The sequence below is a fragment of the Curtobacterium sp. MCBA15_004 genome (genome assembly GCF_001865055.2).
Classification (GTDB): domain Bacteria; phylum Actinomycetota; class Actinomycetes; order Actinomycetales; family Microbacteriaceae; genus Curtobacterium.
Window position 1 is genome coordinate 2,520,502 of record NZ_CP126266.1, and the last position, 13,319, is coordinate 2,533,820.

A 13,319-nucleotide genomic window follows, 5' to 3' on the forward strand; every position below is an offset into this window, starting at 1 on the left:
ACCGCCTCAGTCGGTCAGCTCGCCCACCACGACGGGTTCCGGCACGAGCGTCACGCCGAAGCGGTTGAGGACGGTCACCTGGACGTACCGGGCGAGCTCCGCGACCTGCGCGGCGGTCGCGCCGCCCCGGTTCGTCAGCGCGAGGGTGTGCTTCGTGGACACCGCTGCGCGGGACCCCGGGACCGCGTAGCCGCGGTGCACCCCGGCGTGCTCGATGAGCCACGCCGCGCTGAGCTTCACCTGGTCGCCGGCGGGCCAGCGGGGCGCCTCGGCGGGCAGCGTCTCGGCGAAGGCGGCCGACACGATCGGGTTCGTGAAGAAGGACCCGGCGCTCCAGGTGTCCGGGTCGGCGTCGTCGAGCACCATGCCCTTCGCGCCGCGGAGGCGCAGGACCGTCTCGCGGATCGTCTCCGGCGCCACCGGCGTGCCGAGGTCGACCCCGAGGGAACCGGCGAGCTGGGCGTAGCGGACCGGGACGCCCTCCTGCGGCGCCGTGCCGAGCCGGAACTCGACGGCGAGCACGACACCGCGACGGCCGTGCTTGAGCGTCGAGGTGCGGTAGCCGAGCGCCAGCTCGGCCGCGGGCACCCACGTGCGCTCCCCCGTCGACGCGTCGAGGAGGTCGACCGCGGTGAGCACGTCGGACAGCTCGACCCCGTAGGCGCCGATGTTCTGCACGGGGGCGGCACCGACCGTGCCCGGGATGCCGCTGAGGGCCTCCAGGCCGGTCCAGCCGTTCGCGACGGTCGTCGCGACGAACGCGTCCCACGGTTCACCGGCCGCGACGCGGACCGTGACGCCGTCGGCGTCCGTCGACGCGTCGACGCCGCGCGTGCGGACGAGCACGACCGTGCCGTCGAAGCCCGCGTCGGCGACGAGCAGGTTGCTCCCCCCGCCGACGACGAGCCAGTCGTCGTCCTGCCAGGCGTCCCGGACGGCGGCGACGAGCTCGTCGGTCGTGTCCGCGGTGCGGAGCGTCGTCGCGGGCCCACCGATGCGGAAGGTCGTGTGGTCGGCGAGACGCGTCGAGACGGTCAGTGGAACACCACCGTGACCTGGGCCTTGCCGAGCACGGTCTGACCGGCCGCGGTGACCGTGAGGTCGATGCGCTGCGGTCGGCCCTCGTCGTCGACGGTGCCGACCTTCGCGACGACGCCGACGGTCGCACCCTGCTCCGGGTCGACCACGACGGGGCGGGTGAAACGGACGCCGTAGCGCGCGACCCAGCCGCGGTCACCGAGCCACTCGGCAACTGGCTGGACGGCGAGGCCCATCGTGAGCATGCCGTGCGCGAGGACACCGGGCAGCCCGACCGAGGCGGCGACGTCGTCGCGGTAGTGGATGGGGTTGAAGTCACCCGAGGCGCCGGCGTAGCGGACGAGCGCGTCGCGGGTCAGGTGGACCTCGCGCTCGGCGACGACGGTGCCGACCTCGACGGCGGGGACGGAGGCGGTCATGCGTCATCTCCTCGGACGACGAGGGTGGACGTGGCGGTGACGACGTGCGCACCGTCGGCGTCGACCACGGCGGACGCGGCGGTCACCATCGCGTTGCCACCGAGGGTCTTGACGCTCGTGACGGTCAGGGTCGCGGTGAGCTCGTCACCGGCGACGATCGGGCGCTCGTACGCGAACGACTGCTCACCGTGGACGACGCGCGAGAAGTCGATCCCGGCGTCCGGCTCCGCGAGGAGCTGGGCGAGGGTCGCCTCCTGCACGACGACGGCGAACGTCGGCGGAGCGACGACGTCGGCGTACCCGGCGGCGCGGGCAGCCTCGGGGTCGAGGTGGATCGGGTTCGTCGCGAACACGGCGCGCGAGAACTCGCGCACCTTCTCGCGCCCGACGAGGTAGGGCTGGGCCGGCGGGAACGTCCTGCCGACGAGCTCGGGGTTCACTGACACGTGCGGGAGTCTACCGAGCGCCCGCGACACCCGGCCCGGGCCGCAGCTGGAGCCGAGGAGTCGTCGGATATGCTCGGAACGCGACTTCGGGGGAGGTCGCGGCTCCCGGGGAAGACGCGGGAGCGCTCTGCGGTTGGGGAGGGACGATGGAGACGACGACCGAGTTCGCGGTCCACACCGGCGACCGGTGCGCGGCCATGGAGGTGGCCGGTGCTGCGCTGCGCCGGACGGGCCACCGGGTCGAGACCACGGGCGGGACGATCACCGCCACCGCGGGCAGCCGCGTGTTGACGATCCTGCTCGGGGCGCTCGTGCACCCGTCGCGGGAGTTCCGACGCTACGAGCTGTCGACGACCGTCACGGGGACGTCGACCACGATCACGCTGCGGCCGGCCGGGAGCGGCACGGCCGTGTCCGGCGGGGGCATCGGTGCCCAGCGGCGACGGTCGGCGTGGCAGCAGGTCAACGCGGTGCTCGAGCGGGCGCTGCGGTCGGCCGGAGTGCTGACCGGGCCGCCGCGCTGAGCGGTGTGCGCTGCCTGGGAACCGCGGACGAACGGGACGGGCCAGTCGGCGACGACGCACGCCCGGGAACGACCAGGACCTGGGAACGACGCGCTCCCGGGGACGACACGCGCCCGGGGACGACGCGCGCCCGGGAACGGCGAAAGCCCGGCGAGCGGATCGCCGGGCTTGTGGTAGCGAGGACGGGACTTGAACCCGTGACCCCACGATTATGAGTCGTGTGCTCTACATGTACCCCTGCTATGGGGCGGTTCTGGCTCGTCAGCACGCAGATAGCGTGGCTCGGGGTCGCGCCCGGTACCGCCCGGGTGCCGGCGGTTGTGGGCAAAGCGTGGGCAGGGGCCGCCAGTAGAGGGGAATGGAGTGACGTGCGCTGCCGTACCGCCCGGTGCAGGTAGCCGTGCAGAACATTTGGCCCAATGGTGTGGCCATTTGACCACTCCCGTAGTACGCTAGGCCCATGAACAGCAACGAAGCAACCACGGAACTCCGCATCGAGGCACTCCAGCTCGCAGCCAAGCACGCCCACGAGTATGGGGCGGACCCTGTCGAGCTCGCTACTCGATTCGCCAACTTCCTCGCCAGCAGCCACGTAGCGTCACCTACAAGCGACGCTGACGACGAGCTGCGGTTCGTCCCATCACGTCGCCAGCAGCAGGTGCTGAGCGAGCGCGAAGATCGAGACGTCACGGTGGTCAACATCACTGGCGCCCACGTGAATCTCAGTGGCGGCGAGATGGCCGCGAGCGTTCGGCGCGAGCGAGCCGCGAAGCAGCGCAAGCAGTGGTTGCGGTACCAGGCGCGCACGTTGGGCCACGGCGAATGATCGACATCAAGTGGGAAGACCCCGAGCCGGACGCCCGTATCAAGTACGACTGGGCCGCGATGCTAGCGGCACTCCGAAGCCGGCCTGGCGAGTGGGCGCTGATCTTCGAGGATGCGCCTGCCTCAGTGGCGACCAACCTCAAGCGGGGCATCTACGCCGACAGCAAGCCCGGAGAGTTCGAGACGGCGCGGCGCTCCGTGAAGAAAAGTCGAGCGAAGATCTACGCCCGATACGTCGGTGGCAGTAATGGCTGAGCGTTGTACATGCAGCTGGCACATGGGCATGCGCGACCCAGCGCCCGACTGCGACTACGACCACGCTAAGCCGCAGCGCGACGAAGTTTCCTGGACTTGGGACAGCGACGCCAACATGGGGTATCTGCACATCCTCCCCGGCCGCGAGGTGCGCGCAACACACATGAAGTCCGGTGCTGGCGACGTTCGCATCAACGTCGACTATGACGAGTTCGGCTACGTCGTCGGGGTCGAGGTGTTCGGATGACCCCGCTGGAGGAACGAATCTCGCACCTATCCACCACGATCGAAATCGTCACGTTCAAGACGTGTGAAGTCGAAGTTGTGCAGCGCTGGAGAGGGAAGAACTCCCCCAGCTTTCACGTACGCAATACGAGCAACAACTACCGGTGGGACGGCCCGTCCAGTTTCGACACGCTCCTCGACGCCCAACGCGCCCTCGCGACCTACCTCGCTGCGATCATCGAAACCGAAAGGAACAAGGACCTGTCATGACCCTACTCGACCACAGCCGGCCAGCAGCCACTGAACAGGAAGCTTTCGACGCCGAACGTGACCCACGGGACCGTCTAATCGATGGCCTCATGGAACGGAGCATGCAGGACCACAAGGCAATTCAGGCGCTGTCCAGCATGCTGGGCAGCGCGCTGCGAATGCTGGAAGCAAAGGAGGGGCGATGACCCCGCTTGAGGAACTGCAGGGCGCGCACAAGCGGCTGAGCGAACTGCGCGAATCGTCTGATGCGCCCGGTCAGTGGGTGAGGGTGGCCGGCGAGTACACCCGTTGGCATGACGTTCAGGATGGTGACGGCCTGTTCGTAGCGGAAGTTGATCGTAAGCCAGCAGCAGACCTTATCGTCACCCTTCACCGCACCATCGACGCGCAGCTGGCGGTTCTCGACACAGAGATTCGTTGGAACCGCGCACATCACCTCCTTCTGGGTGCGAATAACAGCGCCCAGGGTCTTGCATTGACGCTGGCTCGCGCGATCAACGGGGAGGCGTCGTGAAGGTCGAGCTCAACCTGCCAGCACACGTCGTCAGACGGCTCGCGAAGGGCGACTGGACCATCAGCACCGGGTGGGGTGTGCGGCAGTCGGCAGCGCTCTACAGAGCCGAGGTCGCAATTGCTGTCGCCGCAACCAAGGCCGTCGACGAGGATCCGCAGTCGTGAAGGATTGGCTTGGAGCACTTCGCTGCGCACTCGGCACGATGTGGCGAGATGGTGCCGCCTCGTGACCGCTGACATGTTGACGGAGCCTCGACGTAGACTCGCCTCTGTGAAGAAGCACACGATCGCCGCCCTCGTCCTTGCCGCGTCTATGGGTCTGGCGGGTTGCAGCGCAGGTGGCACGACGACATCTGCAGAGTCTGAGCCGACGCCGACGGAGACGAAGCAGGTGCCGGTGGAGAACATCGCGAAGACGTGGACGTTCGACTATCAGGGCGCGTCGGGCACGTTTAAACTGTCCGGCAATCAGAGCGGCGACGCACTGACCGGGCTCGAGACTGCACGTGCGTCAGTGAACGGCACGCAGTACACGTTCGTCCCGGTGGAGCTCGACAACACGAACGGCAGCACGTCGCTGAACATGTACGGCGTCACGGTCATCACGAAGGAAGGTCAGCAGGTGGACAGCGTGAGCCTGCAGGACGTGTTCTCGTCGTGGCGTGATGCTGCCGGTGATGACACGGACAAGTACAACGCGATCGTGGACGCCAGCAACGAGTACGGCCAGTTCGATCTGCAGCCTGGCGCGAAGGGCACGGCGGTGGTTGCGTTCGCCCAGCCGGTGTCGTCTGCGTGGCGTGTGACGGTTGCTCCGGCCGGCGGGACTGATCAGGTGGAGGCGGTGGCGTCCTGAGTTTGGGGCGACCGCGAGTTTCGCACCGCCCCCAAACTCGGGTTCTACTACAGGCCTGCGTCAGGGGTGCGGCGTAAAATCAGCACATGGACATCCTTGAGGTTCGCGCGGATTCTGCAGCAAGTTGGGCGCTCCACAACCCGGTCCTGAGTGACGGTGGCTTGGCCGTCGATACTGAGTCCGGTTCCATGCGCATTGGCGACGGCCGGACACCGTGGTCTGAACTCGCGGATGACACCCAGCCCTCCCACACTGCTGCCCGGTATCTCGCTGAGGCATCGCGCCAGTACGAAGAGACGCCTTGGTACCCGGAACAGCTCAAGGCGTACCGGCATGCAGAGTTTTCGCGCATGGCGCAGGTGTTGGCTCCGCTGCTGCATTTGTGATGGCCGAACACCGGTGGGCGCCGCCCGAACACCAGGACGTCCCAGCCAGCAGCCACCGCGACGTTCGTCTTCATCCTGCTCGGGGTGGCGTACTGGCTGGCAGACGACGCGAAAACGACGAAGGACCCCCTCAGGCTCCCGAAGGAGTCCGAGGGGGTCATCGCGCCCGTGGCCGTCTAGGTCGACCGGATCAGCATCAGGCCGAGGAAGCCCAACGTCGGGCCGGTGTCGGAGCCCACGGACGCGTACCGCTGAACGCGGATGTGGTTCAGCGCACCGCGGGTGTTCTTCAGCCGCCGCATCAGCTGCACAGTGGCGAGCTGGTTGACAGTGCCCGGCATCTGCGCGAGGACGTCCGGCGGGTTCTCGTCGCCGGCACTGAGCAACGATCCGACGGCGACCTGTGACCGGTTCGAGGTGAAGTACGCCGCACCGGTTCCTGCTCCGAGCTGAGTGAACATGAGCTCCACGGAGAACGTGTTCCAGTCCTCGGGCACCCGGAACGACGCCTGCAGCTGCGTGGGTGTGTCCGGGCCCATCTGCCACACCGGGAATCGGCTCCCGGCGCCTGCTGGCAGGAGCACTGCAGTCGTTCCAGATGCGGGCGTGGTGAACCGCTCCGGACCCAGCCACACGCGCGGCTCGCTGACTCCGCCACGTCCGAGGGTGCGTCGTCGGAGGACGAGCACCGTGTCAGCGGTCGACCACGAGTCAGCGGAGGCGAGCGTCGCCAGGTAGCTGCCGTCGCCGAGCTCCTGCGCTCGTCGTCCGATTTCGCGTGCCAGGGAGCGCGCGGTGCTCTGATCCATCGGGTTGTCCCTCCTTGGGGCTGTGGTTGCTCGAAGGTACGTTCGACCACCGACGCCCACAAGGTGCGCACCTCTCAGGTTTGAAAGTGAGCGGCGTGCCGATGCGTGTTTGTTACAGAGGTAGCCAGCGGACGCATGAGCAGCAGAACGCCCCCACCTCGTCGGGTGGGGGCGTTCGTCGCACCCGGTTGATTTCCGATCCCGTTGCTGGGTGGTGGGTGCGGTTTGAGGGTAGCGCGGTCAGGGCTTGAAGGGGCTGGCGTACTTCTGGACGGTGTTCTTCGACTTGCCCAGTAGCTGACCCACGTCCTCGAACGTCGTCTCTTGCGTGACGTACACGGCATCAGCAACGGTGCGCCAGAAGCGTTCCTCATCCACGGCGCGCTGTTGGATCGCAGCTTCGATCCGTTGCTTGCCGTGCGCGGTGAACTCTTTCTTGGGGGCGGCCACGGTTGCCATTTTGCCTCACTTCCCAACCGTCCCACTTTTTGGTATGGTTGCTTGTAGCAAGGGTACCAACGATTGGGACGAATCAGAAGTCGCCGGTCGCTCGTACTGTTCGAACAGACTTTCGAAGGAGCACTCATGAGCAACACAGCACCGATCAAGCCCGCAACTGTTCCGTCCGGTTCCGTGTGGGATGCCGCTCAGCAGCTGTGGGTTGGCCCGCAGTCTGAGTTTGAGCGTGGCGTCCGTGAGGGTGCACACAACGCGTTGGCGTTCTTCCGTGATGAGGACGGCCACTCGACGGTTGACGAGCACATGGCCGACTCGTTGGACCGCATTGAGGGGCAGGCCATCAAGGAGACGCTTGCTGACGAAGCGCGGAGCTTCCGGGCTGGACCGACGCTCACGGCGGATGACATCGAGTCGGTGCGTCGTCATGGCCGGTCGTTCATCGGGAGCAGCAATGCGGACGTGTACTGGCGCTCCTTGATGGAGCGTGTTGCGGACGCGTTGGAGGTGCAGCAATGACCGCCCCCATCCCGGAACTGACGAGCAACGACCTAATCCTCTTGGAGCGCATCGTGGCCGAGCGTGTCGACAAGGAGAAGGCGAAGCAGCGTTGGGGTCGCGTGCCGAAGAAGTACGACGATCTGTTGCGGAAGCTGAACCGGATGCTCGGCAAGGAGCTGGCATGACCGCCACCACCCCGGATCAGATGCGGGAAATGGCGGACCGCGGCGAGGAAATCGGCGGGCTGTTGGAGGACTACTCATGGGAAGACGTGAGCGGCCACCCGCCAGCAACGATCAACAATATGGTCACTGTCCTCCGTACTGCCGCCGACCAACTCGACCGCCTGCGGGCCGTGATTGAGGACGCGCCGCACGAGGACACCTGCAACACCCAGGACTGGCGGTACGGCGACTACCACGGCGAAGACCTGAGCCGCCCATGTGACTGCTACCGCGCGAAGTTCGACGCCCTGCTCTCGGAGCCGGTCGCCGAGCCGAAGATGGTGGACTGCCCGAAGTGCGGTTGGCAGTACGACCACGGCAACGGAACGCACGCGCCTTGGCCGCCCGTCGCGCCGACCACCAACCGCGATGCTGAAGTGCGCAGCGAGGTACTTGACTACATCACGGGCGTGACGCACGACTGGTGTGAACCGACCGCTCCCTGCTGGCATGACGAGTTCCGGGACATTCGGGAAATCATCGAGAAGTACCGGCTCAGCGTGGTTTTGGCATTGGCGGAACCGGTCGCCGATCCGGAACGTGGGCAGTGGAAGCGCACACCGGGTGTACGCGGCGACCTTGGGTCGCGTGGCGAGCGGCAGGAGCGGACTCGTGGCTGACTTCATCACCGGAGAAGTGTCGTTGGACGCGCATGGGCGCAACGACGGAATGTTCATCAGTCGAGGCAATGGTTCGTTCTTCCTTTCGCACGAGGAGATTCGCTCGCTCGCCGCATGGAGCAACAATCAGTACCTTGGTGATGACGCGTCGCCCAGCATCATCGATATGGCGCCGGGAACGCGCTACACCGCGGTGGTGCAGCCGTACTCATGGTCGGGACTTCCGGCAGAGCGTCGCATCCTCATGCGGGTGGACACAGGCGGGCGATACCTCAACCACCTGTCGCGTGACCAGTATGGAAACGAAGTTGCGAACGACCGCATCGACCCGTCCACGATTTGGGACGTGACGCCACCGCCGTCGACACCCGAGGGGGTGGGCCATGACTGACCCGGTGGAAACGGACGCGCTGCGGGCTCCTACGGCAGACGATATCCGCGAGGAAATCGGCTGGGCCGAAACAGGCCCTTGGACCGAAATCAACGAGGCGGTCAAAGCGCGTGTAGCTGCTCGCCAAGAAGTCTTCGACAGGTGGCTCAAAGCGCATGACGCAGCTGTTGCTGACCAGGTTGACCGGCTGCGTACCGTGATCGAGAACGCGCCGCACGGCGATTCCTGCCTCTGGCCACATGGCGACGCCCACCCGGACGCGCAAGGCAGTTTCTGTGACTGCTGGAAGGCGGACGTGTTGTGATGTGTCGGTGTTGGCTGACCGGCCACCGATTCATAACACGTTGGCTCTGGGATTCAACAGGACAGCGCAAGGTAGGTGCAGAACTGCGATGCAACTGTTCGTGCTGCGTCAAGCGGAAGGCAGAAGCTCCGTGACTACGTGGAGGAAGACGATGAGTGAGACAACGACCCTGGCGCGCCCAACCCGCGCTGACCAGGCAAAGCGCATCCTGACGACGGTCCGCAAGGGGCTGTCGACGGCGACGTGGCTGTGCGACGAACTGCTGGGCGTGCTCGAGCGCGGGGCGTCGCACTGATGCCTCTCCTGTTCCGCCGTAGCAAGAAGCTCGGCAAGGGTGTCCGCCTGAACGTGACCGGTCGTGGTGCGTCGGTGTCTGCCCGTCGTGGCCCGGTGTCGGTGTCGTCGAAGGGCCACGTGACGATCCGGCTCGGCAAGGGGTTCAGCTTCCGGCTGTTCTGATGAGCACCGATCATGTCTAGCCTGGTGCGAAGGGCACTGCGGTTGTCGCGTTCGAGGAGCCGGTGACGTCTGCGTGGCGTGTGACGGTTGCTCCGGCCGGCGGGTCGGATCAGGTGGAGGCAGTCGCGTCCTGAGTTTGGGGCGGCTGTGAGTTTCGCAGCGTCCCCAAACTCACCCCAATGTCGGCGGCCGCGGCAACGATGACCGCATGGCCGAACACCGGTGGGCGCCGCCCGAGCACCAGGACGTCCCGATCTACGCCGCCGAGTCCCTCCCCCTCGACCGGGTCGGCAGCCCCGAGCCCGTGGACCCGCCGCAGCCTGTCACCGTCCATGGCCTCCGGTTCGAGCAGATCGGCGTGCTCGCCGAGGTGAAGGCGTTCGCCGTCGCCCGGTCCGACGTCGCCGTGTTCGTCGAGATCGCGTGGCAGGGGCGGCTGCAGCGCGCGTGGGTGCCGCGCGACACCGTCACTGTCCGGGCGTTGAAGGCTCGTAGGTAGCCGGGTACGACGAAAACGCCCCGCCCCTATATTGAGGGGCGGGGCGTTTTCGTGAGCGTCGCTTAGGATCAGCGCATGGACAAGGAACGCGCTGAGGAAGTGCTTGAACTGATCAGTCGGTACGTGCGCGAACAAGACCGTGCGGAGCTGGCACGGGCTTTCGCTCCCGGCCAACCCAGCACGGAACGCGAAGCCGTCATCGAACGGTTCGCTGCGCTGTTCAGCTAAGCCCAGGCGGTCCCAGTCCAGACAAGCTCGGCAGGCGAAACTGGCTTGGCCTTGAGCCTGGTGAGGATCGCATTCGCTGTGAGCGCCGCAAGCTTCGGTGCCATGTACCCGAGCGGGTGGAGGCTGTCGAGCGAGTCGACGTTGCTCCACCAGCCGGTCGTGTCGATCACGGACGCCCTGTCGGGGTATGCGCTTGAAGCAACGATGTCCTGATACATCGAAAGCCCGTAGTAGAGCCCGAACGGCATCATCACGAAGATGACCGTTGAAGGCAGCGCAGCCTGCATCGCGTTCAAGGCCCGTAGGTAGTCCGCCTTGAAGGTTGCCGGGTCGACGTTGTTGTTCTTGTCATTCGTGCCGAGATTGATCAGCGCGAAGTCCGGCGGGCGCGTGAACGTGCGAGGGATGCCGGCGGCCTGGTACTGCCACGAGTCGGGGTACTTCGGAATCCCGCTGATCGGCAGCGACATTCCGAGTCCGCCGAAGCCGACCATGCCAATGTCGGCCCCCACCGCGTCGCCCAGCTGGTATGCCCAACTGTATAGCGCGTCGGAGCGTTGCGTGGAGTCGCCGTCGCGACCGATCGTGTTGATGCCCTCAACGATTGAATCACCGCCGACGAAACCAGCGAGTGGCCGAGGTGTTGGTGCGATCGTTGTTGCGCCTCCGGGCGCGACATCGATGCCGGTAAGGAGTAGCGCCGTCGTCGAGTTCGTCCAGCGATTGCCCCCCTGACTCGAGGTGAGGAACACCACCTCGAGGCTGGTCTTCCCCCACGTCGACGGGTACGTAGGCATCTGAAGCGCAACGGTGTCCGCCGCGTTCACGTACTGCCACGCCTGGCGGTTCACCCGGTATGCAATCTTCGTGGGGAAGCTCGTCGACATCTGGGACACGTCGAACCGGAGCGTGATTGACGTCAGAGCAGCATTGAACAGGGTGCGGAACCACGCGCCGGCGCAGACCGTGAGCGCTCTCGTACTCGTCACATCCCAGTTGTACGGGCTGTACAGGATGCCGGGGTCGTTCGGGCTGATCATGCGGGGACCTTCCGCCAAGCGTCGCCCTTGAGCATGTCGGTGGGCGTGCTGGAACCGACGTAGGTCACGAGACCGGGTATCAGGCCCGAAGGGCGGGCCGGGTAGGTGCGAGTGGCAGCGGCAGGGTTGCGGGCGACGTTACTGAGGCGTACCTCGTCAATGTCGCCCTGCCACAAATACGCGGCACCCATCGCGCCGATCGTCAGTTGCGAGTTCGAATTCGACCCGCGCTGCGCGACCGACGTTGTCGACACCGCCTGGACATGGTCTACCCACAGAGCAGATCCTTGCCCGCTCTTGATCACCAAACTCAGCAGATGCCAAGTGCCATCGTTGATCTTGACCGTCGAAGTGATGTTTGTCGTGCCCCCGCCAGGGTTGGCAATCCCAGCCCAGGCGTATCCATTTGCGTCGATCGCAATGAAGTAAGCGGATGGGCGGCCAACGACGACCATGACCCCGTTCTTCGTGGTTCGTGCCCAGGCGTCGATCGTGAAATCCGGAGCTGCAGCGCCGATCGGGATGAACGCGTCCGCGGCGTCCGGGATCCGGTTGATACCCACGGACTGTCCGTACCCGCCGAATCGGGCCGATCCAGCGGCGTACGTAGGTGTTACCGAATAGGTGGTCGCGTCATAGGCGTTGCCAGACGCATCTGAGGGGCTGTTTTCGAGGTGGTAGAGGGCGACGGTATTCACGTCCGGCGAGAATGCTCCGTCCGCGGCGACAGCGTCGGCTAGGACGATCGGTACGTTGCGGCCTGCGAGGTTCGCGGTGACAGCGGTCTGTGCGGCACTAGCGGCTGCGTTCTTCACGGTCGCATCGGACGCGAGGGCATCGGCGACGGCTGCGCCTGCTGACGCGGCACTTGCCGCTGCGGCGGTTGCCGATGCCTTGGCGCGGTTCGCGATCGAGTTCGTGTCGTTCCAGAGCGTGTTGAAGTCGCGGACGCCGTCACCGGACAGCCAGTCGTTGTGCGCCGCGTCGATGACGTGTAGCGGCTCGCCGGCCGGGTGGATCTCGTTGCGGGTCTGGAAGTTCTCCAGGCTGTCGCGGCGGACCCTGATCTGCACCGGATCGGTGATGGCCATGCTTCCTGCTCTCAGTCGTGCGCCGCAGCGCTGTTGTCGGTGATGTCGTCGCGGAGGGCCGTCATCGTCTGACCGTCGAACGTGCCGTCGAGGTCGTCCTCCGCGAGCAAGTCACGGATGTGCGCGTCGACTGCCGGCGGTTCCACAGCGTGACCCCACTGCGCCCGCACCGCGCGGATGTACTCACGGAACGCCTGCCGCACCGAACGCAGCGTCCGGACGACCTGGTTGTAGCCGTGCTCGAGCCGCTCGATCCGACGCACGTACGGCTCGATCGCCTTCGCGACCGCGGCGTCGACGCGGTCGTTGACGTACTTGTCGAGCTCCGTCGCCTGGTCGAACTGCGACGCCGACTGCTCCGCCCGGTTGCGGGCATCCTCGACCCGTGTCGACCGGCGGGACTGCCAGATCGCGAACGACCCGGCAACCAGCGCCACGACCACCGGCGCGATGTACGGGAGCCAGTCCTTCACTTCCACTGGTGCACCTCCCGGTCGCGGGCGATGTCGGCCACCCGGAACGCCGGCAGGATCGCCATAGCGAGGATTGCCCACGCGACGCCGGACCGGCCGATGTCGCCGTTCGTCCAACCGGCGATGAACACGGCGGCCGAGTACAGCACCAGCAGGCCGAGCATGAGGCATTTGCCCCAGAACTCGACGCGCCAGAGCTTCGCGGGGAACGCGACGCCAACCAGGCACACGAACGCCGTGACGGCGAGGGTGAGGCCGAACGACTGCGCATACTGCTCCCCGAAGGACTGCCGCAGCGCCGGGATGCCGCCGAGGTAACCGAACACGCCGAAGCCGACGCAGAACAGGTCGAACAGGGGCAGACCGGCGCGGAGCAGCCACCGGACACGGTCGTCGGTGCTGTCCACACCGTTCGGACCCCAGATGGATGCGGCGTGAAGCCGCTTGATGAATGTCCGCACGGTGCG

28 protein-coding genes are annotated in these 13,319 nt (G+C 66.3%); 19 read left to right on the forward strand and 9 right to left on the reverse strand.

Going from position 1 to position 13,319, the window contains the following annotated elements; genetic code table 11:
• Window positions 1–6 precede the first annotated feature (6 nt).
• From QOL16_RS11660 to QOL16_RS11670, 3 genes are read right to left on the reverse strand one after another with little or no spacing between them, the layout of a single operon-like run.
• On the reverse strand, window positions 7–1,038 hold the full coding sequence (locus QOL16_RS11660) for a UDP-N-acetylmuramate dehydrogenase (RefSeq protein ID WP_071284767.1): 1,032 nt from the start codon (window positions 1,036–1,038) through the stop codon (window positions 7–9).
• Window positions 1,035–1,457 carry a MaoC/PaaZ C-terminal domain-containing protein gene (locus QOL16_RS11665; RefSeq protein ID WP_065960794.1) on the reverse strand — a complete coding sequence of 141 codons (423 nt, stop codon included), beginning with the start codon at window positions 1,455–1,457 and terminating at the stop codon, window positions 1,035–1,037. Before QOL16_RS11665 ends, QOL16_RS11660 begins: the two co-directional genes overlap by 4 nt.
• A complete protein-coding gene (locus QOL16_RS11670; RefSeq protein ID WP_065960793.1) occupies window positions 1,454–1,903 on the reverse strand; it encodes a MaoC family dehydratase N-terminal domain-containing protein in 450 nt (149 codons plus the stop codon). Before QOL16_RS11670 ends, QOL16_RS11665 begins: the two co-directional genes overlap by 4 nt.
• Before the next feature lie 146 nt (window positions 1,904–2,049).
• Between QOL16_RS11670 and QOL16_RS11675 the strand changes: the two genes are divergently transcribed.
• The 10 genes from QOL16_RS11675 (at window position 2,050) to QOL16_RS11720 (ending at window position 5,757) form a co-directional block, all read left to right on the forward strand.
• On the forward strand, window positions 2,050–2,427 hold the full coding sequence (locus QOL16_RS11675; protein WP_071245724.1) for a hypothetical protein: 378 nt from the start codon (window positions 2,050–2,052) through the stop codon (window positions 2,425–2,427).
• 460 nt (window positions 2,428–2,887) lie between these two features.
• A complete protein-coding gene (locus QOL16_RS11680; RefSeq protein ID WP_071284766.1) occupies window positions 2,888–3,253 on the forward strand; it encodes a hypothetical protein in 366 nt (121 codons plus the stop codon).
• Window positions 3,250–3,507, forward strand: coding sequence for a hypothetical protein (locus tag QOL16_RS11685; protein ID WP_071284765.1), 258 nt, complete (start codon window positions 3,250–3,252; stop codon window positions 3,505–3,507). The genes QOL16_RS11680 and QOL16_RS11685 overlap by 4 nt, the downstream gene beginning before the upstream one ends.
• A gap of 22 nt (window positions 3,508–3,529) precedes the next feature.
• Window positions 3,530–3,754, forward strand: coding sequence for a DUF2283 domain-containing protein (locus QOL16_RS11690; RefSeq protein ID WP_071284764.1), 225 nt, complete (start codon window positions 3,530–3,532; stop codon window positions 3,752–3,754).
• Window positions 3,751–4,002: a hypothetical protein gene (locus QOL16_RS11695; protein ID WP_071284763.1), complete on the forward strand. Its 252-nt coding sequence runs from the start codon at window positions 3,751–3,753 to the stop codon at window positions 4,000–4,002. Before QOL16_RS11690 ends, QOL16_RS11695 begins: the two co-directional genes overlap by 4 nt.
• Window positions 3,999–4,187: a hypothetical protein gene (locus QOL16_RS11700; RefSeq protein WP_139266423.1), complete on the forward strand. Its 189-nt coding sequence runs from the start codon at window positions 3,999–4,001 to the stop codon at window positions 4,185–4,187. Before QOL16_RS11695 ends, QOL16_RS11700 begins: the two co-directional genes overlap by 4 nt.
• Complete coding sequence (locus QOL16_RS11705; RefSeq protein ID WP_071284762.1) at window positions 4,184–4,516, forward strand: hypothetical protein; 333 nt, start codon at window positions 4,184–4,186, stop codon at window positions 4,514–4,516. The genes QOL16_RS11700 and QOL16_RS11705 overlap by 4 nt, the downstream gene beginning before the upstream one ends.
• The gene (locus QOL16_RS11710; protein ID WP_175473095.1) at window positions 4,513–4,680 is read left to right on the forward strand and encodes a hypothetical protein; all 168 of its coding nucleotides are present in this window, start codon (window positions 4,513–4,515) and stop codon (window positions 4,678–4,680) included. The genes QOL16_RS11705 and QOL16_RS11710 overlap by 4 nt, the downstream gene beginning before the upstream one ends.
• Before the next feature lie 106 nt (window positions 4,681–4,786).
• On the forward strand, window positions 4,787–5,371 hold the full coding sequence (locus QOL16_RS11715; RefSeq protein WP_071284761.1) for a hypothetical protein: 585 nt from the start codon (window positions 4,787–4,789) through the stop codon (window positions 5,369–5,371).
• Window positions 5,372–5,457: 86 nt separating this feature from the next.
• Window positions 5,458–5,757: a hypothetical protein gene (locus tag QOL16_RS11720; RefSeq protein ID WP_139266422.1), complete on the forward strand. Its 300-nt coding sequence runs from the start codon at window positions 5,458–5,460 to the stop codon at window positions 5,755–5,757.
• A gap of 176 nt (window positions 5,758–5,933) precedes the next feature.
• Here the strand turns inward: QOL16_RS11720 and QOL16_RS11725 are convergent, their stop codons facing one another.
• Together QOL16_RS11725 and QOL16_RS11730 are read right to left on the reverse strand one after the other, a co-directional pair.
• Window positions 5,934–6,566, reverse strand: coding sequence for a hypothetical protein (locus QOL16_RS11725; protein WP_071284759.1), 633 nt, complete (start codon window positions 6,564–6,566; stop codon window positions 5,934–5,936).
• A gap of 240 nt (window positions 6,567–6,806) precedes the next feature.
• Window positions 6,807–7,016 (reverse strand): hypothetical protein, encoded by a 210-nt coding sequence (locus tag QOL16_RS11730; RefSeq protein WP_139266421.1) that lies wholly within the window; start codon window positions 7,014–7,016, stop codon window positions 6,807–6,809.
• A gap of 135 nt (window positions 7,017–7,151) precedes the next feature.
• Here QOL16_RS11730 and QOL16_RS11735 point away from each other — a divergent pair, with 135 nt between their 5' ends.
• The 9 genes from QOL16_RS11735 (at window position 7,152) to QOL16_RS11775 (ending at window position 10,248) form a co-directional block, all read left to right on the forward strand.
• A complete protein-coding gene (locus QOL16_RS11735; RefSeq protein WP_139266420.1) occupies window positions 7,152–7,541 on the forward strand; it encodes a hypothetical protein in 390 nt (129 codons plus the stop codon).
• Complete coding sequence (locus QOL16_RS11740) at window positions 7,538–7,708, forward strand: hypothetical protein (protein WP_175473094.1); 171 nt, start codon at window positions 7,538–7,540, stop codon at window positions 7,706–7,708. Before QOL16_RS11735 ends, QOL16_RS11740 begins: the two co-directional genes overlap by 4 nt.
• A complete protein-coding gene (locus QOL16_RS11745) occupies window positions 7,705–8,367 on the forward strand; it encodes a hypothetical protein (protein ID WP_071284756.1) in 663 nt (220 codons plus the stop codon). Before QOL16_RS11740 ends, QOL16_RS11745 begins: the two co-directional genes overlap by 4 nt.
• On the forward strand, window positions 8,360–8,758 hold the full coding sequence (locus QOL16_RS11750; protein WP_071284755.1) for a hypothetical protein: 399 nt from the start codon (window positions 8,360–8,362) through the stop codon (window positions 8,756–8,758). Before QOL16_RS11745 ends, QOL16_RS11750 begins: the two co-directional genes overlap by 8 nt.
• Entirely contained in the window at window positions 8,751–9,062 is a 312-nt protein-coding gene (locus QOL16_RS11755; RefSeq protein WP_139266419.1) for a hypothetical protein, read from the forward strand. Before QOL16_RS11750 ends, QOL16_RS11755 begins: the two co-directional genes overlap by 8 nt.
• Window positions 9,063–9,213: 151 nt before the next feature.
• Window positions 9,214–9,357 (forward strand): hypothetical protein, encoded by a 144-nt coding sequence (locus tag QOL16_RS11760; protein WP_175473093.1) that lies wholly within the window; start codon window positions 9,214–9,216, stop codon window positions 9,355–9,357.
• The gene (locus tag QOL16_RS11765) at window positions 9,357–9,521 is read left to right on the forward strand and encodes a DUF4236 domain-containing protein (RefSeq protein ID WP_083395041.1); all 165 of its coding nucleotides are present in this window, start codon (window positions 9,357–9,359) and stop codon (window positions 9,519–9,521) included. Before QOL16_RS11760 ends, QOL16_RS11765 begins: the two co-directional genes overlap by 1 nt.
• A gap of 208 nt (window positions 9,522–9,729) precedes the next feature.
• Window positions 9,730–10,020 carry a hypothetical protein gene (locus QOL16_RS11770; protein ID WP_071284753.1) on the forward strand — a complete coding sequence of 97 codons (291 nt, stop codon included), beginning with the start codon at window positions 9,730–9,732 and terminating at the stop codon, window positions 10,018–10,020.
• Between the two features lie 75 nt (window positions 10,021–10,095).
• Complete coding sequence (locus tag QOL16_RS11775; protein WP_175473092.1) at window positions 10,096–10,248, forward strand: hypothetical protein; 153 nt, start codon at window positions 10,096–10,098, stop codon at window positions 10,246–10,248.
• Here the strand turns inward: QOL16_RS11775 and QOL16_RS11780 are convergent.
• From QOL16_RS11780 to QOL16_RS11795, 4 genes are read right to left on the reverse strand one after another with little or no spacing between them, the layout of a single operon-like run.
• A complete protein-coding gene (locus tag QOL16_RS11780; protein ID WP_071284752.1) occupies window positions 10,245–11,288 on the reverse strand; it encodes an SGNH/GDSL hydrolase family protein in 1,044 nt (347 codons plus the stop codon). The genes QOL16_RS11775 and QOL16_RS11780 overlap by 4 nt on opposite strands.
• Entirely contained in the window at window positions 11,285–12,379 is a 1,095-nt protein-coding gene (locus tag QOL16_RS11785; protein ID WP_071284751.1) for a LamG domain-containing protein, read from the reverse strand. The genes QOL16_RS11780 and QOL16_RS11785 overlap by 4 nt, the downstream gene beginning before the upstream one ends.
• A gap of 11 nt (window positions 12,380–12,390) precedes the next feature.
• Window positions 12,391–12,858, reverse strand: coding sequence for a hypothetical protein (locus QOL16_RS11790; protein WP_139266418.1), 468 nt, complete (start codon window positions 12,856–12,858; stop codon window positions 12,391–12,393).
• Entirely contained in the window at window positions 12,849–13,259 is a 411-nt protein-coding gene (locus QOL16_RS11795; RefSeq protein ID WP_071284749.1) for a hypothetical protein, read from the reverse strand. Before QOL16_RS11795 ends, QOL16_RS11790 begins: the two co-directional genes overlap by 10 nt.
• Window positions 13,260–13,319: the final 60 nt, after the last annotated feature.